The following is a 22,783-nucleotide window of genomic DNA, read 5'->3' as shown; positions in this document are numbered from 1 at the left end:
GCAATGTTAAGATCGACTGTGCCTGCAATTGCTCTTTGACCCCGGAGAGTAATGTCAACCTGCAAGTTGCTCAGTGCATACATCATAGAGTGCGGATTGATCCTAGAACCAGTAGAGGTTGACTCAAAAAGTAAGCTTAAGAGGTATGTAACATTTTTTGCATAGTAAATAATGCTAATCTTTTAACAAGATATTAAAGTATCTAACCTTCCTAAGACTGTCATATCTTCTGCATCTAGCTCTAGTGGTGTCCCACTCCGAATTAGTTCTGCAAAATCTTCGTTAGGAACCATGATAGTTAGTGTATACAAACGAGTATTACCCGTATTTTTAATCAAATGAGTTCCGGTAGGAGGTACTAATAAACTATCTCCAGCTTTAATGGCAACTTTTTTACCATCACACATAGCGATACCTTCTCCTTTCAAGACGAAAAACATTTCTAACGCCCATTGATGACGATTAGGTGGTGTTTGTCCACCAGGATCAAAAATTTCTACACAGCAAGTCAGAGAAGTATTAGCATTTGTGGAATCAAAGATAATTGCTAACCGATTGGTGTCATGGGGGCTGATGCGGTAGACTTGATAATCTTTGGGAGACTTAATTACAGGAATTACACAACGAGTAGATTGCATTGATTATTCTCCTCCTGTTAGATCAGGATGATTTATGGCTGTTAAAATCGCTTGTGATTCAGTCAAAAACCCAAAACATTGTTTGACGTTATATAACGTTGCTAGCCAACAATAATCGGGAGAAGTCGTAGCTGTGCAGTCTTTAATTAAAATGCAGTCGTAGCCTAAAAAATTCGCATCACAAAGTGTTGTAAGTACACATTGATCTGCATTGACACCAGCAAAAAATAAAGTTGTTACTCCTAAATTCCGCAGGATGCTATCTAAAGGCGTATCCCAAAAACCACTCATGCGGTATTTATCCACACGAATATCTGCTGGTAATTGGGGGAGTTCGTCTACTACCGCCGCCGCCCAACTCCCTGCCATTAATACCTTAGCACCATTTTTCGGTAATGGATCACCCAAGCCCACACCATCGCCTGTGGGGTTGTAGACATGAAGTGAACTAGCACTGATATTGAGTAAGTCGGGACGATTTCCCCAATTTATCCAAATTACAGGCACATCAACGGCACGTAGTTCTGGGAGTAAACTATTTAAAGGTTCGATGGGTTGACGTGCAGGGGTCACATCCACGCCGATATGAGCCAACCAGCCATCAGGGTGACAGAAATCGTTTTGCATATCAATAACGAGGATGGCAGCTTTTGCCAAGTCTAGGCGCAGGGTTTTAGTTTCTGTTGATAAGATAATAGGTTGTGGGGTTTTTTCGGGACGAGTGATATCTGCGATCGCCTGATTCACCATCCAAGCATTTGGTAAAATTCCCAATGTCCGCAAAGACTGATTCATAATTTGAGTGCTGAGTTGTGTTAGCGGTAGCGCGGCGTTTAGCCGGTGCTGTTAGCGGTAGCGGGGCGTTTAGCCCGTGCTGAGTGCTGATGAGTTGTGGGGAGTGGGGAGTAGGGAGTAGGGAGTGCTGAGTTGTTAGTACAATTAATTTTACTTTTTACTCATTACTCATTACTCATTATTCATTACTCAGCACTCAGCACTCGTTACTCAGCACTGTATACATTTAATCCTTGCCCAATTTCATTTTGAGGTTTCTCAAATATCCGCCAAATCTCAATACCATAGTTAGCGCGACCACTAAAGAGAGTTTTTCCATTGGGATTGAATCTAATCGCTGTCACTTTGCTGGGATCTTGCTTTAAAGTGGCATTTACTTGATTTGTTCCCAGATTCCAAAGTTTTATCGTACCGTCGTAACTGCCGCTAGCCAGAGTTTTACCATTAGGAGTAAAGTCTAGGGAAACTATAGCTCCCGTATGTCCCTCCAGAATAGCGATCGCTTTTTCTGTCTCCAAATTCCACAATCTGATGGTCTTATCAACCCCAGTGCTAGCAACAATCTCTCCATTGGGACTAATCGCTACAGAAACTATCTCTTTGGTATGACCTGTTAGGGTTTTGCTTACTTTGCCTGTACTCAAATTCCATACCTTGATAGTCTTATCCCAACTGCCACTGACAAGAGTTTTACTATCTGGACTAATAGCAATAGAGTTGACTATATTAGTGTGACCTGCCAAGGTTCTAATCACTTTTTTAGTTTGCAAATCCCAGAGTTTAATTGTGCTACCTTGTCCACTGGCGAGGATCTTACCATCGCGGCTGATGGCCAAGCTAGTCACTGGCAAAGAAGCTTCCTCTAAAGTAGCAATTTGTTTTCCTTGTTGTATATTCCATAATCTAATAGTTTTATCTCGACCACCACTAGCCAAGATTGCGCCATCTGGACTGAAAACAACAGACCAAACGAAATCAGAATGTCCTTTAAGGGTATGTATTACCTCGCTTCTATCCAAATCCCACAGTTTAATAGTATTATCACTGCTACCACTGGCCAGTGTTGTAGCATCAGCACTAATAGCAATGGTATTAACTTCCTCAGTATGGTCTTTGAGAGTCTTGGTAAGATAATTGTCAGCGCGGGAATTGGTATTGATTGTGGGATTGGTAGAAAGATCGTTCTTACCTAAACGAAATTGCCAAGACGCTATTCCCGCTCCTATTGCTAATAGCAGAACTGAAGCAACAAGCCAATATTTTTTGGTTTGTCTATCTATTAATTGTAAAATAGTTGATTGTGTTTGCGAAATTAGGGTTGGGGGAACTGAAACCGATAGTGGCGATCGCTGAGGAGTTAAATCTGCAATGACGGCATCTGCTGACTGATAACGTTCATGAAAATCTACTGCTAAGAGATGATCAAGCAGTTGAGCAAATTTCTTACTCACAGGGTGTTGCACATATTCTCGCCAGGATGCAACCCAACCATAACCATTCTGTATCCACAATTGAGAAGGAGAAATTCCACTCAGCAAATGAAAGGATGTTGCGCCTAAACTATACAAATCGCTAGTTGGATAAGCCTCACCCCCCTGCATCTGCTCTATGGGGGTATAGCCTTGTGAACCAATAGTTGTACCCTTTTGAGCCTGCACTGTGACACTCAGTTGTTTTGATGCGCCAAAATCAATTAATACTAATCTGCCATCTTTTTTACGGCGAATAATATTTTGTGGCTTAATATCCCGATGAATAACTCCTTGTTGATGAATAAATTTTAAGACTGGTAATAAATCAAGTAATAATTCCTTTATTTCATTTTCTTGATAAGTCAAACGCTGATTTAATTCTTGAGATAAGTTCTGACCATCGATAAATTCTTGTACTAAATATAAATTATTATCTTGTTCAAAATAGGCAAAAAGCTGGGGAATTTGGGAATTTTCTCCTAACTGTTGCAGTCGTATCGCCTCTTCTTTAAATAACTCAACAGCTTTTTTCAACGCCCAAGTACCCTGTACTCGCGGAGCAAGTTGTTTAACCACACATTGCTCATTTAGCTTATCTACATCTTCTGCCAAATAAGTTCTGCCAAACCCACCTTCATCAGATAGTAGATTTACTATCCGATAACGATTTCTAAGTAAACTTGTTAACTCTGTACCGCAAGCTTGGCAGTATTTTGTACCTTCAGTATTTAGAGGATTGGGGCAATCCGGATTTATACAGCAGATCATAGGGGGATATATTTTTTATATAGGACTTTTATGGGAAGGGGACAAATAACAGGGGACAGGGGGGACAGAGCAAGAAACCTTTTTTATTTTTGGTTGTGGGGTTTTCTCGTGATTAGCTGACTTGAAAAAGCTGGAGAATTAGGGGAGGTTGGGGGAGAAATTTCATCGGTTCTGGTGTACCCAGTTCCTGATGGTTACTGAAGATTTTTCACAAATCATTTAATATTTTCATATACTTGATAATTTTTTGTTTAAGCTAATACGTTAATAATTATGATAGTGTATCAAATAAATTAGTATAATTTTTAGTGATGAAAGAATTTAAAAGTTTATTGTGAAAACTGAAAGTTGTTACATCTATACCTTATAGAGCTTGACAAAAAATCTATTTTATGAATTTAAATCGATGTGTCCTCTATTCAGGTATATAAGACAAGTTAGATAGGGGAAGGTACGTAAAAATTTATCCCAATTGTTTTGGAAGTAGAAAGACGTAAATTCTGTTCTATATTTTAGGAGTGAGCAATGAAAAAGCAAGGCGATAAAAAAACTGCACATCAATTAAAGTCTCTGTTCATTTATGGCATGAGTTCTAGTCTCATCATATCGAGTTATATTCTGCCGATCAGTGCGGAAAATATTCAAGATAAAAGACAAGAATTTACAATTGCATCACTACCAATAGATGACCCAACTTTGAAGCAAGGAATCAATGAAATTAAAGTTCCTGATGCTCCTAAATCGCCAAAAAATGAAGCACCTATTAAACCTCCTATAAGCCCTAGCAATCAACCCAGTAACAGCGTATCCAATACTATTAATTCCAATAGCAGTAATACCTCCAGTAGTAACACTGCCAATAACAGCAGTAGTACGAACAATCGTCCTGCTAATAATAGCAGTAGTGCGAATAATCGCCCTGCCAATAACAGCAGCAGTGCGAACAATCGTCCTGCTAATAACAGCAGTAGTGCGAACAATCGTCCTGCTAATAATAGCAGTAGTGCGAACAATCGTCCTGCTAATAACAGCAGTAATACTGGGAGTTCTAGTAGAAATAACAGAGGTAATTCAAGTAATCGCAACCCAGTAATATCTACTAATAACTCATCCAAAGAACCTACATATAGAAACATTGATTTTGTAGATATTCCATTTGGAATATTATCACCAGGGGATTTTAAATCTGATGGCAGGTATTTCCATTTTTACCGATTTGAGGGGCAAGAAAATCAAGTAATTCAACTCAGACTTACAGGGAGTGTAGATAAACGTCGCACCAACAACTTGAGTTTACAACCCTATATGTTTTTATTAGATCCCGATAATAATGTGATCTTGCGAAGGGGCAGTTCAGATAAAAGTAAAAATATTAGGGATGCTTCGATATTTGCAAAACTGCCAGCGAAAGGTAATTATACCATCGCTGTTACTAGCCAAAACCCTGGAGATATAGGTCGTTATACATTAGCATTGAGAAATGATAGAGCTAGCTACATTGAAGATGAGTTTAATCAACTAACCGATACTAGCCCAACTCTCCAAAATGGCAACTCATATAATGTCACCAAGTTAGAAGGTAAAAAAGGCCAACTCATCAGTATTCGTGCAGATAGTGTCTTTGAAGATTTTTCTCCCTTTATAGTTTTGTTGGATGCGAAAGGGAAGGTAATATCTTCAGATAGTGACAGAGAAGGTCTATACAGCGCATTAATTGATCGCGCTAAATTACCTGATGATGGGACTTACTATGTGGTGGTATTTTCCAAAACTGCCACTAGACGTGGTAGATATCGATTAACTATTTTCTAATTTCCTTGGGAAATTGATCTAAATCGTAATTTCTGAAGCCAAGGTGGAAATATGATCTGGGAGCATACCGTGAATTTTACTATTCAAAACGTATTGATTGCCGCCGATCGCAGTTACAAAACTAAAGATGTGCAGATTATAGACGGTAAAATCGCGGCGATCGCACCCAATTTAGATGTAATCGGTACGGCGATTGACGGTGAGCATAAATTGTTACTCCCTGGTTTTATCAATGCTCACACCCATTCTTCTGAAAAGTGGCAACGGGGTGTGATTCCACCTTTACCTCTAGAATTATGGTTAGCACACCTATATGATTTTGCACCCCTAGACATAGAACAAGTTTATCTGAGTGCTTTGGGTACGGCTGTAGAAACTTTGATGTCTGGTGGTACGAGTGTAGTAGATCATCTGGTATTAATTCCTGGACAAGAGATAGAAACTATCACTAGTGCGGTTCGTGCTTATCAAGAAGTGGGGATACGGGCTTTCATCGCCCCTCTCATTCAAGATGAATCTCTCATGGCTGGGATACCGACGGGGGAATCAACCCAAACCCATGAACCGTTTTTTCGTTCCACAGCCGCAACTCTCGAAATCATCGAAGCCGCAATCCAACAGTTTCATCGTCCCGATGAGGGTGTGAGTATTTTAGTTGCCCCAACAGGGATACAATTGTGTAGCGATGTTTTATTTGAAGGGTGTATTGAATTAAGCGATCGCTATAATATTTGTCGTCACTCTCATTTACTCGAAACCAAAGCCCAAGAGAAACTCGCCCAAGAAAAATACGGTTGTACTGCTGTTGAACATCTTAAACGAATTGGTTACTTGAGCGATCGCACTTCCTTAGCTCATTGTGTCTGGTTGAATGATGCTGATATCGCCATCCTGGCAGAAACTCAATCTACCGTTGTACACAATCCCCTGAGTAATCTACGTTTAGGTAGCGGCATCGCCCCAATTTTAAAATATCAGCAAGCTGGGGTAAATGTAACCTTTGGTTGTGATGGTGCTTCTAGCAATGACTCCCAAGACTTATTAGAAGCCATCAAAATCGGTTCTATTCTGCACAACATTACAGATTTAGATTATCGCTACTGGATTACACCCCGAAAAGCCGTAGAAATGGCATCATTAGGCGGTGCAAAGGGGTTAAATATGGCAGATCAACTGGGGTCACTCACCGTTGGTAAACAAGCCGATTTAATGCTTTATGACCTCACTAATTTATCATTGCTACCCCGTACAGACCCCATTGGTCTATTAGTTTTAGGTCGTCCCACCAATGTAGTAGATAGTGCATGGGTGAATGGTAAGCAAATTATTGCCAATGGTAAAGTAACGACGATTAACGTTGATGAACTGCGGCAAGAATTATTTAACCGCAGTCAGTGGACTACTAAACCCCAGTCGCCAACCGTAGCAGAAATTGAGCCTCATTATCGTACAGTAATGGGTTTGTGAAAGACCTGTTGACATCTGAGTTGTGAGTGCTGAGTGCTGAGTGCTGAGTGCTGAGTGCTGAGTGCTGAGTGCTGAGTGCTGAGTTGTGAGTGCTGAGTTGTGAGTTGTGAGTTGTGAGTTGTGAGTTGTGAGTTGTGAGTGGACATTGTATTTTTCTCCCCCTGCTCCCCCTGCTCCCCCTGCTTTCTTTTCCCCAGTCCCCAGTTATTTAATTTTGACTTTTGACTTGACTTGTCCCCAGTTAAATAAAATCAAAATTAACTGTAAAATAGCTGTACAAAAAGAGATAATATCTGAAGTAAAAAATCTCAGAAATAAGAGAAGGACGCAAAAATATAGCGGTTTGCAGTTAAGTCTAATACAGACCTAACCCCCAACCCCTTCCCTACAAGGGAAGGGGAGTAAGCCTCAAAGCCTCTACGCCACTTGCTTCTCTTCGAGACGCTTCGCGAACAAGTCGGGAAACCCGCCCAACGCAGTGGCTTCTCCTTGTAGGAGAGAGGTTTGGAGAGAGGTTAGAGTGTATTTCATACAAACGAGAAGTGCTATATTAACCTTATTTGCCTGAGCAATTACCGAATTGCTCCATAATATAATTTTGAAGTAAGTTTTTAAGCCCGTGACTTTAAGCTTGTCTATTGCTCAATCTCATCGCCAACCCTGGCCCGGACTCATAGAAGCCTATCGTGAGTATTTACCTGTTAGCGAAACTACGCCGATTGTCACTTTGTTAGAAGGTAATACTCCCTTGATTCCTGTGCCAGCGATCGCAGAACGCATCGGTAGACAAGTGCGGGTATTTGTCAAATATGATGGTCTAAACCCTACCGGTAGCTTCAAAGACCGGGGGATGACGATGGCAATTACTAAAGCCAAGGAAGCCGGAGCTAAGGCGGTAATTTGTGCCAGTACCGGCAATACTTCCGCCGCCGCCGCCGCCTATGCTCGCCGTGGGGGAATGAAGGCTTTTGTGTTAATTCCTGATGGTTACGTCGCCTTAGGTAAGTTGGCGCAAGCTTTACTCTACGGTGCAGAAGTTTTGGCGATTAAAGGTAACTTTGACCGCGCCTTAGAAATTGTCCGGGAAATGGCGGAACACTATCCCATTACCTTAGTAAATTCAGTTAATCCCTACCGCTTAGAAGGGCAAAAAACCGGAGCATTTGAAGTTGTCGATGCTTTGGGTAATGCTCCAGATTGGTTGTGTATCCCCGTTGGGAACGCAGGCAACATCACAGCATACTGGATGGGTTTTTGTCAATATCATCAAGTCGGCAAATGCGATCGCCTCCCCCGGATGATGGGATTCCAAGCCGCAGGTGCAGCACCTTTAGTTAACGGTCATCCGATCACCCATCCTGAAACCATAGCCACAGCCATTCGTATTGGTAATCCCGCCAGTTGGGATAAAGCGATCGCCGCTCAATCATCCAGTCAAGGTCAATTTAAAGCCGTCACCGACGAAGAAATTCTCGATGCTTACCGACTTTTAGCCTCATCAGAAGGCATTTTCTGCGAACCTGCTAGTGCTGCTTCTGTCGCTGGTTTGTTACAAGTGAAAGACCAAGTACCCACAGGCGCAACAGTCGTATGTGTCCTCACCGGTAACGGATTGAAAGACCCTGATACAGCCATCAAACACAGCCACTCCCAATTTAAACAAGGCATTGAGGCAGAATTAAGCGATGTTGCTCAGGCGATGGGATTTTAAACAATTTGTGATGGGCTGCGCCCCGCTACGCTCTAAGCGCAGCTATGCCGCAGGCTTTACGTAATTCGTAAGAGGTTAGGGGGTTAGGTTTCGCGTTAGCTTTTCCACATAACGCGAAAAGTCAGGTTTATTAACGTCGTCTCATTTCCATGAGCATTTGTGGCTCGACATTCTCCACATTCGGTATTGCTTCTAATTGAGCAATGCCTTGCAAACCATCGCTCATCTTATCCGATTTAGCACGTAACCAAGCCGCATGGGGAGCATAAGCCAGACTTTCGACAACTTCATAACCTGCTTGATTAATTGCTGCTTGCTGTGACTCTACCTCAACATCTTCAGCAAAGCGAATAAATACTAAACCCGTAGGAACGGCGAGTGAACCCCCTTCCAGTGTATAGACAGGGCTGAGTGTCTCTCTAATTTCTGGCTTGGGTTCACCAGCAAAAACTACTATTTTTCCCTCATTTAATACTAAAACTGCTGAAGATATTACGGTACTTGGTTCTTTGTAATGTACGGCGTAGTATCCAGGCTGACGGCTGAATAACACAGGCGCATCTTTACCAACATGAATTTGTTGGGGATATTCATTAAAGTAGTCTGGTTGAAATCTCACTTCAGCAATTGGGGGTAGAGAACAAGCCTGGAAGAACAACTCGATCATGTTGTTTAAATTCTAATGATTTTCGACTATCAGCAAATTAGTCTTGTAAACTTTTAATCAAGCAGAGGAAAGATGAATTAGTTAGATGATTTTTTCGTATTCAGGACTTTAGTCCTCAAAACTATCAGGACTAAAGTCCTTACTACAAACCTATTACCCTTATTTTTTCTCTAGACAGCAGAAAGTTAAACCAGGTTGCTGTTTACTTACATTTTGTAACTTGTATTGCCGATATTCTGGAAAAATCGAGGGCAAGCTTGTATTTAGTGGCTAATACTAAATTCTTTCTTAGCTGCGGCTTGTGGGTGACTCATTCCAGATATGCACACGCCAGTCAGAGGCTGAGATTTAACTTGATACCAGGAGATTAAATTATGGTTCAGGTTCGCTATGGTGGCCAGAACGGTGAACAGTATGAACTCGTGATTAGTGATGATCACATTGTAGTTCGTACCCAAACCCGCAATGTTCTTATAGGCGATCGCCCTTTTGAAGTGGCATCTGTATCACCAGAAGCCCGTAATATCCTCAATCAATTCGAGTTAACAACGCGATTCCTTCAAGCAGGTGTAGAAATTCTGCACGTGAAAGCACCACATGAAGATAGTGCTTTATGTAACCAAGCTAAGGAAATTTTAAATCAAGAAGCAGAAATCCAATTTGCTGGGCGGGTATTGGTTGATCCTCAATCGATGCAGCCAGTGGTCTACACCGAAAACTTATTCGTGAAGTTCGATGACGAAGCGGAAGTTAGCACCTGTGAGGAAGTTTTGGGGCGTTACGGTTTAACTATCAAACGTCAACTTGACTATGCCCGCAATGCCTATTTTGTCGGTGCGCCTGCAAATACTGGTTTAGCTGTCTTTGACCTGGCTGAAAGACTACTCCATGAAGAGTCAGTGGAACTTTGCCATCCTGAGTTAGTGAGGGAATTGCGTCAACGTCAAGTTTTCCCCCAGCAATGGCATCTTAAGGAAACCACAATTGATGGTAAGACTATCAATGCTCATGTAAACGTCGAAGCAGCTTGGAAGTTAAGCGAAGGTGCAGGCACAATTATTGCCATTATTGATGATGGTGTGGATATGGAACATGAAGAGTTCCGTTCTTCTGATAAGATTGTCGCCCCAAGGGATGTAACACGGAAAAGTGACAACCCCAGACCAGGGAACTCAGACCATCATGGCACATCCTGTGCCGGGGTAGCCTGTGGTAATGGTAACTTTGGGGCATCGGGTGTAGCACCAAAAGCCAAACTCATGCCGATTCGGTTTGCCTCTGGGTTGGGTTCACAAGATGAAGCTAATGCTTTTGTTTGGGCGGCGCAAAACGGTGCAGATATAATTTCTTGTAGCTGGGGTCCACCAGACGGGATTTGGTGGAAAGACGATGACCCAGGCCATAAGCAAAAATTCCCTTTACCTGACTCTACACGCTTGGCGATGGAATACGCCTTTACTAAAGGGCGCAATGGTAAGGGGTGTGTGATTTTATTTGCAGCCGGTAATGGGAATGAGAGTGTTGATAATGATGGTTACGCCAGTTATCCTAAAGTGATTGCTGTCGCCGCTTGTAACGACTTTGGGACAAGAAGTGCCTACAGTGATTTTGGGAATGCGGTCTGGTGTACTTTCCCCAGTAATAACGGCTACAGTTCTCAAACCCCTGGCATTTGGACAAGCGATCGCACTGGTTTAGCTGGGTACAATTCCGGTAATATTACACTTGGCGACGCAGCAGGCAACTATACTAATAGTTTCGGTGGCACTTCTAGCGCGTGTCCTGGGGTGGCTGGTGTGGCAGCTTTGATTATTGCCCGTAATCCTGATCTACGTTGGGATGAGGTCAAAGACATCATTAAACGTTCCTGCGATCGCATTGATGAAGCTGGCGGCAATTATGATGCTAATGGACGTAGCCCCCTCTATGGTTACGGTCGCGTCAATGCCCTCAAAGCCGTAGAACTGGCGTTACCACCACAAACGGAACGCGTTGGTGTTTTCAAAGCCGTGCAGGATGTCCCCATTAACGATTTGCAGACATCTACATTGAGTTTAGCGATCGCTAACACCAACATGATCAAATCTATCAAAGTTGAGGTAGACATAGAACATACCTACAGTGGCGATTTGATGGTAAATCTCAATCCCCCAAAAGAATTAGGTATATTACCGATAGTTCTCCATAGTCGTCAAGGCGGAGCTACAGACAACATCAAAAAAACCTATGATGAAGTCAATACTCCTGAATTAGCTACCCTCAAAGGCAAAATTCCCCAAGGAAATTGGACTTTGGAAGTAACAGATAAAGCTGAAGCAGATACAGGCAAAATTCGTAGTTTGACTATTGAAATTGGCTTTTCAGGATAGTTGTCTCTGAGAGAATCCAGCCTTCTTCAATACTGTTCAGTTAAGAATATTCGTAGGTTGAGTTGAGGCTTTGCAAAACCCCCTGATTTATTCGGGGGTTTTACGTTTCAGAAAGTGTCAGAGTTTAACAGTTATCAATTATCAACCAGCTTTTAAGTTGACACTGTTGAGTTGCTCAAGTAATAACATCACATCACTACGACTGAGTTTCTCCTTACCATTAGCTAAAGCTTCAATAGTTCCATGTGCCAAAGCTAAGGGGATTTGGCAAAAGTTTAAAGCCGGGCCATCTGGCAAACTATCGGTATAAGCATCGGCTAAAGCTAAATTACGCAGAGCATACTCTTGTATATTGGCTGTATTCCAACCTTCAGGCAAAAAGCTGACCCCACGCTCTAAATCTTCTACATGATTTCGTAAGATATTAACTGCTTGTAAGCCTCGACCAAAGCCAATAGCTTGAGTCCGGTTGGTTTGCGTACCATCGTACCAAGTCCACAAGTCTGAGAGCAACAACCCCACTGCACCCGCTACCCCAAAAGTATAACGGTCTAAATCAGCCTCTGTATGAATTTTCCAGTTAATTTCTGCCCAGTAAGCCATCCTGTCTGACATCGCCGCCGTCGCATCCCAAATTCGCGGTGCAATGCTCTCTGGTGCAAGTAACGACCATTCTCTAATTCTGAGAGTGACTTCTTCTACAATATCTTCGTAGCCGCTAAATCCATCTGAAAAAGCATCGACGGGGAAACCGTCAACTCCTGCTTGTAGAGTCAGACTGATTGTTCGCAATAGTTTTGCCTTGCTGGAATTATCTAGGTTGGGATGATCCTCGATTTCATCTATAGCACGCATACACAGGTACGCGGATGCGACTGCCTCTTGCAACCCTGGCGGTAAAATACTAATCGGAATATAGAAAGTTCGACTAGTTTCTTTGAGGATTTGCAAAGCATCACTACGTAAATCCATATTGTCACTCCCCTGTTGATTTTTACACCACATGCAATTGGCAATGTTTTTGATAATACTTGATATTGTTTTTACTGAACCTAAAAAAATATAGATGCAATGATGTTGCTTTTAGATAGTAATATTTTTCGGTATCAAAATTGACAAAATTTTTATTTATATTATTTAAAATTGAGTAGACACAACTTTAGTTGTAGATATTTTTAGCCTTGATTTTGATTTAACTATGATAAATTTTTGGTGTAAATCTAAATCAGTAAGTTGTTAAGACCTGATCATAGACGGGTTTGCCGAATTTGAGTAATCATGGCCAATTTACCTTGATTTTATGGTAAGCATAAGTATTAAATATAACATTAATATGTTTTTTTGGTGTCTTCAATCATACTAGTAGACGACTAACACAGCTAAATTGTTGCCAAAAAATTGAGGTTAGTCTGATATTCTGATATAAAGAAACCAAACATCCTGATCCGTGTTTGCTTACTCTACGAGTAGGCTTGAGCCTGCGCAGAAAAGTTAATTTTTTATTATCTGAACGCAAAATAAAAAATGGGATGCAGCCAAAATCCTCTCTGATTCCCATATCATACTTAACTTAATCTTAATCTCCCTCTTTAAAAATTCAGAAATTTGAATTAATAAGCTTTTAAAATTGCAAACTCAAAATTTGAATATAATAATAATGGGATATCTATTTGATTATTTAATTTTCAATACCAAATAATTACTTGTTATCAAATATTTTTTCTATCAACACTTTCTGATGCGATGTTAACTATTTATAGGAATCTTATTTGATTAGGACTTACGCACAAATTACGGAATAATGAACCACAGAGACGCAGAGAACACAGAGAGATAAGGGTTTGAGAGAGTTTTTGCGTAAGTCCTGTTGATTTGTAAAATATATTTAATGGCGTGACAAGACTAAAATGTCCCAAGAAATTTTAGGTTGGGAAGCTACTGTTGCGGATAGCTTTCCTGTATTGATAAGAGTGTTCTTTGGCACAAAAAAACAACACCCTGATCCATTTTGGGTTACTCTAGGAGTACGCTTGTGCCTCGGCAGGAAAAGATGCACCTTTGCAAAGCTTTAACCCAAGCTACGTCTAACCCAACATTTTATTCGTTTTACGCCAGTAAAGTGGGCTTAAACCTAATTATGTCTCTTGACTGATAACTGTTAAAATCCTGTTCGCAAAGGAAAAGATTATTTTCTAGAATTGTCTGGGCTTTGCCTTCTGCGGTTTAAAAATACCTACATAGATAGATGTGGATTGGACGGATGAAAGTAATATGTATAAGGATGTCAAAACACATTAAAACACAAAACATCTCACAATAGATAGATGCGGTTACATAAATCTCAATGTTAGGAGTCAACCGCTTGCGACTACACGATACATCTAATTCCATCATTGCCAAAGGTGCAAGTGCGATCGCTATTGTAGTTGGTAGTTTAATACTTATTGTCTGGTACTTAAAACTTAAATTTCTTCAAGGTAATTTCTTAAGTATTACAGTCACAATACAACCAAATACAGCATTATGCTTTGTCCTATCAGGCATTTCCCTGTGGCTGTTGGTAAGGAAAAAGCAACAGAAGCGCAGTTACTTATCTAGCATCTGTGCTACTGCTGTCGGCGTTATTGCATCTCTCACCCTGAGCAAATACTTATTAAGCTGGAATCTGGGACTAGATGATGTGTTACAAAAGATAACCCATTACCAGGGAGGTATGGGGTGGAATACAGCCCTAAATTTCATCTTATTAAGTATAGGCCAACAGTTGTTAGTTCATCCGCGAAATAACCGCAGCTATTGGTATGCTCAAATATTCACTCTGATGGTAGCTGTAATTTCTCTACACATGGTGATAGGTTATGTATACAAAGTGAAATTTGTTTACAGCCCGACTCCCTCTATCCCATGTATGGGATTTTATACTGCATTATTATTTATAGTCCTGTGTGTAGGGATTTTATGGGGACGAGCAGAACAGGGATTGATGAAAATAGTGATCAGCGATAGCTATGGTGGCTCAATTACACGACGTTTATTGGTAGCTGCGATCGCATTTCCTGTAATTCTGGGGTGGTTAATCGTCGAAGGACAAAGGGCAGGAAAATATGGGCCAGCCTTTGGTGTATCAGTATTTGCCGTGATTTTAATTGTAATTTTTGCCATTGTGATTTGGCAAAGTGCGGTAATTATTGAACTCCTCAGCCAACAACGCGATCGCGCCGAAAAAACCGTGAGAGTCTATGAAGAAAAACTGAGAAGTTTTGTAGATGCTAACCTCATAGGCATTATGTTTAGTGACGTTTATGGTGGTATCGAACAAGCCAACAACGCCTTCCTCGAAATGATTGGTGCTTCCCAAGAGGATTTACTGGCAGGAAACTTGAGTTGGCGAGACATCACACCACCAGAGTATCGTCACTTAGATGAACAACGCATCGCCGAAGCCAAAGCCAACCCTAAAGGTGCTTGTACACCCTACGAAAAAGAATACATTCATAAGGATGGTAGTCGCATTCCCGTGTTAGTAGGTTACGTACTCACAGGAGAAACCAAGGAAGAAGCAGTCGCCTTTATCTTCGACTTGAGAGAGAGCAAACAAGCACAAGCCGAACAACAAAAATTAGTATCTCTGATCGAAAATAGTAACGAATTTATTGGTTTAGCCACCCTAGAAGGTGAGTCATTTTACCTCAACAATGCCGGTCAAAAATTAGTCGGGCTAAGGAGTTTAGAAGAAGTTAAGCACAAGGTAATATCAGATTATTTCATGCCTCAAGACCTAGCTTATTTTCGAGAACAAATTCTGCCAACAGTAATCAGCAAAGGTGATTGGCACGGCGAATTCTATTTTCGGCACTTTCAAACTGGGCAAGCTATCCCCGTCGATCATCATATTTTTACCATTACAGATCACAATACTGGACAGCCCATTGCCATAGCTACAGTAACTCGCAACATCACCGAACAGAAGCAATCACAAGAAAAAATCCTCCAACTCAACAAGGATTTACAGCGTCGAGTTACTGAGTTACAAACATTACTAGAAGTTATCCCGATTGGCATTGGCATAGCAGAAGATCCCCAATGTCAAAATATCAAAGTTAACCCTGCCTTTGCTAAACAACTAGGAATACCGCCAGATGTTAATGCTTCTTTAACTGCTCCCATGGAAGAAAAACCAACACAGTTTAAAGTCTACCGCGAAGGTAGAGAACTTTTACCAGAAGAACTGCCCATGCAATATGCTGTGGCTCATGGGGTAGAAGTTTTAGACTTTGAAGTTGATATAATTCATGACAATGGTAACATCGTCAACTTATTAGAGTATGTTGCCCCATTATTTGACGAAGAAGGTAATAGCAGAGGGGCTATCGGCGCGTTTTTGGATATTACAGGACGCAAGCAAGCTGAAGAATTACTGAGAAATCAGCAACAGTGGTTGGAATATGTCTTAAACCTGATGCCTCGACCACTATTATTTATTCAGCCAGGAACAGCACGAGTAATATTTGCCAATCGCGCTGCTGACGAACTAGCTGGAGGTGAATTTCCCAAAGGTATACCTGCCGCAGACTATCACACAGCTTACTACTGCACAGATGCTGATGGGAATCAAATTCCCAATGAGCAAATGCCAGGGGTACGGGTTGCTCGTGGAGAACGGTTAGAGGGGCATGAACTAGATTGGCATACACCCAACGGTGTCCTATCTATAATCGTGTTTGCCGATACTCTACCAGCCATGCACAGCTATCCAGCTACTTGTGTATTAGTATTTCAAGATGTTACTAAGCTCAAGCAAGCTGAAAAAGCCCTGTCACTCGGTTATAAAAGGCTGCAATTATTATTTAATACCGCTAATGAATTACTATCTAGCCAAGAGCCATTGGCATTAATTGATAGTTGCTTTCACAAACTGGCAGAACAAATAGGGCTGGATACTTACTTTAACTATTTAATTGAGGAAAATTCCCAGGGAATGCGTTTAGCTTCCTATAAAGGGATTTCCGAGGAACTCGCCCAAGAAATTAAGAGGTTGTCCGTAGGGCAAGCAGTATCTGGGGTTGTTGCTCAACAATGCCAATCAATTTATGTCGAGAGTCTACAGGAATCAATTGACCCCAAAACTGAATTACTGCGCTCCGTTGGCATCACAGCCTATTATTGTTTACCATTGATAGCCCAAGGGAAAATTTTAGGAACTCTAGGTTTTGGTAGCCGCACTCGTAATGCTTTCACCGACAATCAAAAGGGCATGATGAAAGCAGTTTGTGATCAAATAGCGATCGCGATGGAACGCACCGAATTAATCACTTCGTTACAGCAGCAAACTGAACAGCTAACAGCCGCCAATCGCATGAAAGATGAGTTTTTAGCTATACTTTCCCATGAATTGCGATCGCCCCTCAATGCTATCCTCGGTTGGTCTCAGCTGCTGCGGACTCGCCAACTCAATGAAACTCAAACAGCTAAAGGCTTAGAAACCATCGAGCGCAACGCCAAAGCGCAAACCCAGTTAATTGAAGACTTGCTAGATATCTCGCGGATGATTCGTGGCAAGTTGCGCCTCAATGTTTGTACTTGTAATTTGGTTTCTATCATCGAATCAGCTATTGAAAATATCAAAATAGCCGCGCAAGCCAAAGAAATTGACTTACAATTTTCCTTATTTCCCCAGTCCCCAGAAAACACACAATTCTTCATTTCTGGTGATTCTGAGCGATTACAGCAGATTATCTGGAATTTGTTATCAAATGCCATCAAATTTACACCCACATCCGGCAAAGTAGAAATAAGGCTTTCAAAAGTTGCGGGTAGTGAACAAGAAACAAATCGCACTGTCCAGATCCAAGTAATAGATACAGGTATTGGGATTAACTCTAACTTCCTACCCTACGTATTTGATCGCTTTCGCCAAGCTGACAGTTCCAGTACCAGATCCCACGGCGGATTAGGTTTAGGTTTAGCTATTGTCAGACATTTAGTAGAGTTACATGGTGGTACAGTCCACGTATACAGCCCTGGGGAAGAACAAGGCGCGACCTTTACAGTCAAGCTACCACTCCTAGCCGCGAGTCAGGCGGCTGTAATTGAACCACTCACCCAATTAGCAACCAATGTTTCTCCATTGCCCATGTGTCCCTCGCTGTCAGGCGTGCGTGTGCTAGTAGTAGACGATGAAGTTGATTCTCGTGATTTTGCAACCACAGTCTTAGAAAAATGTCAAGCAGAAGTCCAAGCAGTTGATTCTGTACCAGCAGCATTAGAGATGATTAAGCAATGGCAACCAGATGTTTTAGTGAGTGATATCGGTATGCCTAATGAAGACGGATATGCCTTAATTCGTAAACTGCGATCGCTTCCTCCAGAACAAGGAGGCAAAATCCCCGCCGCCGCACTCACCGCCTACGCCAGAGCCGAAGATCGCACCCGCGCCATCCAAGAAGGGTATCAGCTACATTTACCCAAACCAATTGAGCCGATTGAGTTAGCCACGGTTGTCGCTAGCTTGATTGGCAGGAATAGATAAGGTAGGGGGCAGGGGGGAATTTTTAACTATTATGCCGTAAGTCCTTTGATTAATGACTATTTATTTTGAAGACGGACTAAAGTTTCGTAAATCTCTTGTTTTAAGTTATTATTCTTGGGAATTTCCATTGTGATTCTATTGAACTTATCAATAGTCAGTCCATGATTTTCTACAATTTCCTGAGACTGTTTACAGTAGTTAACCGCAATATCTCTAGCCCTATTAGGCAAATCATTCATACTATTAGGTTGATTACAAACTATTTTAGGAACATTTTCATTTCCGACTATTTTTTTAATTGCTCCAAAAGCCTGTTGACGTGCAGGCTCTATTGCTAATAAAGCTTGAGCATAGCTAGTAATTTCATTCTTATTAACAGAGAGATTTTGAGCATTAGCTTTTAAACTTAATGTACTCAAAACCAAAGTAGTTGCAGTTATCAGTCCAAACAAGAAGTTATGAGTTATCCTCTTGTGCATACTCGTTTGGAAAAACAAATTATTAATAGTCTTCATAGGATGTAACACAGAACCACGGCAAGGAGTATTTAAATGACTGTGAATTATTTTAGAAGTGATAAGTTCCAGAAAACTTTAATCACTCCTATAGCCATCCTATTTGATTTCTAAGAATTGTGAGACTTCAGAACCCCTCTAACTTTTGACGGTATCTGGAAAACCTCTCTCTAAATCTCTCTCCTGCGAGGAGAGAGACTTGGAAATCCTGGGTTGGAAGTTAGATTTTCCGTGGACTTTTCCACATGACGTGAAAAGTCAGCAAAACTCCTGGGTTTTCTAAAAAACCGGATTTCTTAGCTCTTACGAATGATCTAGGATTGCTGTAGGATATTTATTGTTAGTTACGTCGGCATACTTGAGATATTTCTATGACTTTAGTTTGAAGAACAGATACATCTCCAGAGCCTTTTTTGAAAATAAACTCCAACTCTAGTAGTAGGGGTAAACAAGAAATTAGTTGTTGTAAAGAGAGGGATTGTACTTCTTGTTGTAAAAAGTAGATGCGCTTAGGATTGCCAACTTCAGCAGCTTGAGCGATCGCTTGGGGGTTGCGTTCTCCACTTTCCAGCATTAACTTCACCCATAACCAAGTACGAAATTGACCTACAAGGGTAGCAATGATCCGTAACTCTGGCTCGGCAGCATTGACGAGATCGGCTAAGACGGTTAAAGCTTTAACTGTGTCACCTGTTCTCATGGCTGCGGCTAGTTGCAGGCTATTTTGGGTAGTATTTCTGACTAAAAGCGTGACAGTATCTACATCTACAGGTTGATGGCTACCCTCAGCATAAAGGCGTAATTTCTCCATTTCATTGTAAAGGAGTCGCGTATCATTACCTACAGCCTCTGCTAACACTTCCGCAGATTTAGCAGTAAGTTTTACTCCCACAATTTGAGCCGCTTGGTTAACAGCTTGTATGAGTAACTCTGTCTTCCAAGGTGGGATCAGGGGAAACTCTCGAAACTCAGCAGCGTATTTTTTGATTAATTTCGTGGATTTGAGACGTTCGTCTGGTTTGTTACGGGTAGTGAGTAATAAATATGAATTGTCAGGAATTACTGGCAAAGTCCGCGTCAGTTCTGCCAACAGATTCTCAGGACACTGTTGACAAACAGTAGTGTTCATCAGCCATACCAAACGCCCCCCAGCACCAAAAGGTGGAGTCATGACTTGATTTAACGCCGCAATTGCCGCATCACTTTGATCGGGGAGAAACCCAGTATAGTTAAAACTAGTCCAGAGAGGATCAAGAATGCGATCGCGTAATATTGCCACTGCCTTCTCTATCGCAAAATCATCCTCACCCCAGTAAAAGTAAATAGTCATTGGGTATTGGGGAATAACTTATATTAATTAGTATTGTCCCTTACACCCCTATACCCTTATCCCCCTACTCTTTAATCTAAATTTTCCCTAAAATCAATCAAGTGAGAGCGCGAGGCAACGAAGATTGGACGACAACTACCAAACTTATCTAAATCGGGTGGCAAGAATGACGCTACCAGAAGCTTATAGATCCCAAGTGCAGCATATTCAGGAATCTTATAAATTTCAGCCATCTGGGGAATCTAGAGCCGCAGCACCTTTTCCTGGCTATACCTTAATTACCCCAACGGCGGACGAAGACTCAGACAATGCTGCTTTCTACGCCACATTACAAGCGTATCAACAGGAAGTTTTACAGTTACCGGGAAATCAAGATTTAATTGTCCCTCTGCCTCCTGGGAGTTTCCACTTAACCTTAGCAGATTTAATTTGGGACAGTGCTTATCATCATGCTTGTGAAAAAAATCCCGAATTTGACCAACAATTACACTCTTGTATCACAGAAACATTTCAGCAATATCAAGAATCTCTGACACAAGAGAGCCAGGCGATCGTCTGGCAAATGTTAGGACTGGTCATCATGCCTAGAGCTATAGGTGTGTGTCTAGTACCTAAAGATGAAAGTTGCTATGAACAGATTCTGAAATTCCGCCGCACAATTTATCAAAATCCCAAATTAATCGCTTTGGGAGTTGAGCAACATTATCACTTTACAGCCCATGTAACTTTAGGTTACTTCGGTGATATCCCACCAGATTTAGAGCGAATCAATCTTGCTGACTCACTTTCTGAATTAAATGAAAAATGGATGTTTAGTATGCCAGATATTTCCATCCATCGTGTCGAACTGCGGAAATTTGACGATATGACCCGTTACTATCGGGAATCAGACTGGCCTAGTTTAGAGTTTTAATTAGGGCATTGGGCATTGGACATATAGAAGAATATTCTCCTATATGTCCAATGCCCCACCCTGGGGGTTTCGCGAAGCGGTACTGCTTCTTTCCTGTCACCTATCACCTGTCACCCCTACCCCCATTCCCGATTCTGATACCCCAAGTAAACGGCCTCTAAAAAAATATCTGAGTGAATGGTTGCTGGTAAATTTTCTATATGCAAAATATCTTGAACTTGTTGGGATAACTTCAGAGATAACGCACTTTTAGCCTTGGGTGACATAGCACTACGTCGCTGTAAGTATTCCCGAATTACCGCAAAATCATCAGGTAATAATTTTGATAAATCAGTGATTTGAATTAAATCCTGATGTAACGATTTAGCTTGTTCAGAAATCATGATATTGGCTGATATAGTTGGTGTCCCAGCTTGAATCACAATTGTGCCGGCAGCTAAATCACCAAGACGCTTTTCTCGGCGACTAAACATAATTAGAAAAGCTCCTATAAATAGAAACTCATCAAATGGTCGCAGGAGAGCGCGTAAGGTTGCTTGCTGCATCCCAATTGGTCTACCATCATCTCGAACTACACGAATTTCTGCGGCTTTTTTACCAGGAGTTTGACCTTGCCATAAAGTTTCAAAAAATACAAAATAACCTGCGTAAATGGCAAAGCTAACGATGAATGTAATGGCTACCCACCATAAACTAAATGTAGAACCAAAAACTTGTTGCCAAACATCTGATAATTGACCAGCAATAATAGCCCAGACAATTAAGAAAGCGGTCAAAATGGTAGCTAATACCAAATAGTCAATTAGCAACGCCCAAGCACGATTACCGATACCTGCGAGGGTGAATTCTAACTCGACACTTTCTGGTGTGCGGTATTTAACACGGTTAAACAGGTGCATAATCTTAATTCATGCTGGCGGTTAAATTTCGCGATCGCGTAGTTTTAAGCCTAACCCTTCCCGGCGACTCCGCAGGTCGTAGTAAATGACGGCTTTAATACTTTGGTAAAATGGGACTACTAAAGCACCGCTACCAAAACTGATAACTAAGACAAGCAAGACGTAAAGCAGAATATATACACTAGCTCCCTCTAGTAAATAGGGCAAGAAAACAGATTGCAGAACTCTGGTAAGAATCTGCACCACAATTTGAATTGGGATAGTAATTAAAAAGCCTACAAAGGAAATCAACAGTATTCGCCAGACATAACCTTGAGTTATTTCCCAACTGCGGCTAATCGCTGATGCACCATCAATATTATCTTCAACCGCTAAGGGCAAATCTACTAAATAAAATCTTGTCAGCAGCCACAACACTGCTAGAAGTGACACAATCCCAATAACAAAGGCAATTAGACCCAACAACACCAAAGTAGCAGGATTTTGCGCCTGACCTCCTTGCCCAATTAGTGCTGCCGATAACACCGTTAATATACTAAATATAATTAACATCCCTATGCCAATTCCTATACCGACAAGAAACAGCAACAGCATCGCCAGCAAAAACTGCCATAACCGGGAGTTAACAAAACGTTTACCAGATGAGACACTTTCAGGCTGATTGACTAGTTCACCAAAAGCCAAACGGGAAATTAGGGATGTCAGGGCATAAAATTTAGCCCACCCATATACAGGAACTAGCACCCATAGGTAAGCTTGGAGAGCCAGTAAAAAATAGTCCTGGAAATGAGAGCGATATAATCTCATTCCAGCACTCACCACATTACCCACAGTCAGTGGTTGCATGGGACTAGGAGAACCAATATTTCCTGTCATAAGGTTGAGCTTTCCTTGAAAT

Annotated in this window: 16 protein-coding genes; 6 read left to right on the top strand and 10 right to left on the bottom strand. The window is 41.4% G+C overall.

The genetic code is table 11. From position 1 onward, the window contains the following. Window positions 1-182: 182 nt before the first annotated feature. The 3 genes from ACM0OR_RS10460 to ACM0OR_RS10450 all read right to left on the bottom strand — a co-directional run bounded on the left by ACM0OR_RS10460 (window position 183) and on the right by ACM0OR_RS10450 (window position 3,673). On the bottom strand, window positions 183-638 hold the full coding sequence (locus ACM0OR_RS10460) for a cupin domain-containing protein (protein ID WP_323265634.1): 456 nt from the start codon (window positions 636-638) through the stop codon (window positions 183-185). Between the two features lie 3 nt (window positions 639-641). After that, on the bottom strand, window positions 642-1,433 hold the full coding sequence (locus ACM0OR_RS10455) for a cysteine hydrolase family protein (protein ID WP_414576176.1): 792 nt from the start codon (window positions 1,431-1,433) through the stop codon (window positions 642-644). 206 nt (window positions 1,434-1,639) lie between these two features. Beyond that, window positions 1,640-3,673, bottom strand: coding sequence for a protein kinase domain-containing protein (locus tag ACM0OR_RS10450; protein WP_414576175.1), 2,034 nt, complete (start codon window positions 3,671-3,673; stop codon window positions 1,640-1,642). 525 nt (window positions 3,674-4,198) lie between these two features. Between ACM0OR_RS10450 and ACM0OR_RS10445 the strand changes: the two genes are divergently transcribed. Beyond that, complete coding sequence (locus ACM0OR_RS10445; RefSeq protein ID WP_414576174.1) at window positions 4,199-5,485, top strand: PPC domain-containing protein; 1,287 nt, start codon at window positions 4,199-4,201, stop codon at window positions 5,483-5,485. Between the two features lie 69 nt (window positions 5,486-5,554). Further along, window positions 5,555-6,952 carry an amidohydrolase gene (locus ACM0OR_RS10440; protein ID WP_414576173.1) on the top strand — a complete coding sequence of 466 codons (1,398 nt, stop codon included), beginning with the start codon at window positions 5,555-5,557 and terminating at the stop codon, window positions 6,950-6,952. On the opposite strand, the gene ACM0OR_RS10435 is transcribed toward ACM0OR_RS10440, so the two are convergent. Then, complete coding sequence (locus ACM0OR_RS10435) at window positions 6,928-7,098, bottom strand: hypothetical protein (protein WP_414576172.1); 171 nt, start codon at window positions 7,096-7,098, stop codon at window positions 6,928-6,930. The genes ACM0OR_RS10440 and ACM0OR_RS10435 overlap by 25 nt on opposite strands. Window positions 7,099-7,571: 473 nt before the next feature. Between ACM0OR_RS10435 and thrC the strand changes: the two genes are divergently transcribed. Next, on the top strand, window positions 7,572-8,663 hold the full coding sequence (gene thrC / locus ACM0OR_RS10430; protein WP_414576171.1) for a threonine synthase: 1,092 nt from the start codon (window positions 7,572-7,574) through the stop codon (window positions 8,661-8,663). A 130-nt stretch (window positions 8,664-8,793) separates the two neighbouring features. On the opposite strand, the gene ACM0OR_RS10425 is transcribed toward thrC, so the two are convergent. Beyond that, the gene (locus tag ACM0OR_RS10425; RefSeq protein WP_414576170.1) at window positions 8,794-9,330 is read right to left on the bottom strand and encodes a hypothetical protein; all 537 of its coding nucleotides are present in this window, start codon (window positions 9,328-9,330) and stop codon (window positions 8,794-8,796) included. 374 nt (window positions 9,331-9,704) lie between these two features. Here ACM0OR_RS10425 and ACM0OR_RS10420 point away from each other — a divergent pair, with 374 nt between their 5' ends. Continuing rightward, on the top strand, window positions 9,705-11,699 hold the full coding sequence (locus ACM0OR_RS10420) for a S8 family serine peptidase (RefSeq protein WP_414576169.1): 1,995 nt from the start codon (window positions 9,705-9,707) through the stop codon (window positions 11,697-11,699). A gap of 141 nt (window positions 11,700-11,840) precedes the next feature. Here the strand turns inward: ACM0OR_RS10420 and ACM0OR_RS10415 are convergent, their stop codons facing one another. Next, window positions 11,841-12,671, bottom strand: a complete 831-nt coding sequence (locus ACM0OR_RS10415) for a squalene/phytoene synthase family protein (RefSeq protein WP_414576168.1) — start codon at window positions 12,669-12,671, stop codon at window positions 11,841-11,843. Window positions 12,672-14,043: 1,372 nt separating this feature from the next. Between ACM0OR_RS10415 and ACM0OR_RS10410 the strand changes: the two genes are divergently transcribed. Continuing rightward, window positions 14,044-18,228, top strand: coding sequence for a PAS domain S-box protein (locus ACM0OR_RS10410; RefSeq protein WP_414576167.1), 4,185 nt, complete (start codon window positions 14,044-14,046; stop codon window positions 18,226-18,228). Window positions 18,229-18,284: 56 nt separating this feature from the next. On the opposite strand, the gene ACM0OR_RS10405 is transcribed toward ACM0OR_RS10410, so the two are convergent. Together ACM0OR_RS10405 and holA are read right to left on the bottom strand one after the other, a co-directional pair. Continuing rightward, complete coding sequence (locus ACM0OR_RS10405; RefSeq protein ID WP_414576166.1) at window positions 18,285-18,743, bottom strand: DUF4168 domain-containing protein; 459 nt, start codon at window positions 18,741-18,743, stop codon at window positions 18,285-18,287. A gap of 340 nt (window positions 18,744-19,083) precedes the next feature. After that, window positions 19,084-20,073 (bottom strand): DNA polymerase III subunit delta, encoded by a 990-nt coding sequence (holA, locus tag ACM0OR_RS10400; protein WP_414576165.1) that lies wholly within the window; start codon window positions 20,071-20,073, stop codon window positions 19,084-19,086. Window positions 20,074-20,197: 124 nt separating this feature from the next. Between holA and ACM0OR_RS10395 the strand changes: the two genes are divergently transcribed. Next, window positions 20,198-20,986: a DUF1868 domain-containing protein gene (locus tag ACM0OR_RS10395; RefSeq protein ID WP_414576164.1), complete on the top strand. Its 789-nt coding sequence runs from the start codon at window positions 20,198-20,200 to the stop codon at window positions 20,984-20,986. A 116-nt stretch (window positions 20,987-21,102) separates the two neighbouring features. On the opposite strand, the gene ACM0OR_RS10390 is transcribed toward ACM0OR_RS10395, so the two are convergent. After that, the gene (locus ACM0OR_RS10390) at window positions 21,103-21,885 is read right to left on the bottom strand and encodes an RDD family protein (protein WP_414576163.1); all 783 of its coding nucleotides are present in this window, start codon (window positions 21,883-21,885) and stop codon (window positions 21,103-21,105) included. 21 nt (window positions 21,886-21,906) lie between these two features. Next, window positions 21,907-22,761, bottom strand: coding sequence for a DUF975 domain-containing protein (locus tag ACM0OR_RS10385; protein ID WP_414576162.1), 855 nt, complete (start codon window positions 22,759-22,761; stop codon window positions 21,907-21,909). Window positions 22,762-22,783 lie beyond the last annotated feature (22 nt).

Source organism: Anabaena sp. CCY 9402-a, from assembly GCF_963920945.1.
In the GTDB taxonomy this organism is placed as follows: Bacteria; Cyanobacteriota; Cyanobacteriia; order Cyanobacteriales; family Nostocaceae; genus Trichormus; species Trichormus minutissimus.
The sequence above is the reverse complement of the archived record's forward strand: the minus strand, read 5'-3'. Positions and strand labels throughout refer to the sequence as shown.

Coding starts and splice junctions, on each gene's coding strand:
- ACM0OR_RS10445 (WP_414576174.1), top strand. CDS start 4,199: ATGAAAAAGCAAGGCGATAAAAAAACTGCACATCAATTAAAGTCTCTG.
- ACM0OR_RS10455 (WP_414576176.1), bottom strand. CDS start 1,433: ATGAATCAGTCTTTGCGGACATTGGGAATTTTACCAAATGCTTGGATG.
- ACM0OR_RS10390 (WP_414576163.1), bottom strand. CDS start 21,885: ATGCACCTGTTTAACCGTGTTAAATACCGCACACCAGAAAGTGTCGAG.
- holA (WP_414576165.1), bottom strand. CDS start 20,073: ATGACTATTTACTTTTACTGGGGTGAGGATGATTTTGCGATAGAGAAG.
- ACM0OR_RS10425 (WP_414576170.1), bottom strand. CDS start 9,330: ATGATCGAGTTGTTCTTCCAGGCTTGTTCTCTACCCCCAATTGCTGAA.
- ACM0OR_RS10450 (WP_414576175.1), bottom strand. CDS start 3,673: ATGATCTGCTGTATAAATCCGGATTGCCCCAATCCTCTAAATACTGAA.
- ACM0OR_RS10385 (WP_414576162.1), bottom strand. CDS start 22,761: ATGACAGGAAATATTGGTTCTCCTAGTCCCATGCAACCACTGACTGTG.
- ACM0OR_RS10410 (WP_414576167.1), top strand. CDS start 14,044: ATGTTAGGAGTCAACCGCTTGCGACTACACGATACATCTAATTCCATC.
- ACM0OR_RS10460 (WP_323265634.1), bottom strand. CDS start 638: ATGCAATCTACTCGTTGTGTAATTCCTGTAATTAAGTCTCCCAAAGAT.
- ACM0OR_RS10420 (WP_414576169.1), top strand. CDS start 9,705: ATGGTTCAGGTTCGCTATGGTGGCCAGAACGGTGAACAGTATGAACTC.
- ACM0OR_RS10415 (WP_414576168.1), bottom strand. CDS start 12,671: ATGGATTTACGTAGTGATGCTTTGCAAATCCTCAAAGAAACTAGTCGA.
- ACM0OR_RS10405 (WP_414576166.1), bottom strand. CDS start 18,743: ATGAAGACTATTAATAATTTGTTTTTCCAAACGAGTATGCACAAGAGG.
- ACM0OR_RS10435 (WP_414576172.1), bottom strand. CDS start 7,098: ATGTCCACTCACAACTCACAACTCACAACTCACAACTCACAACTCACA.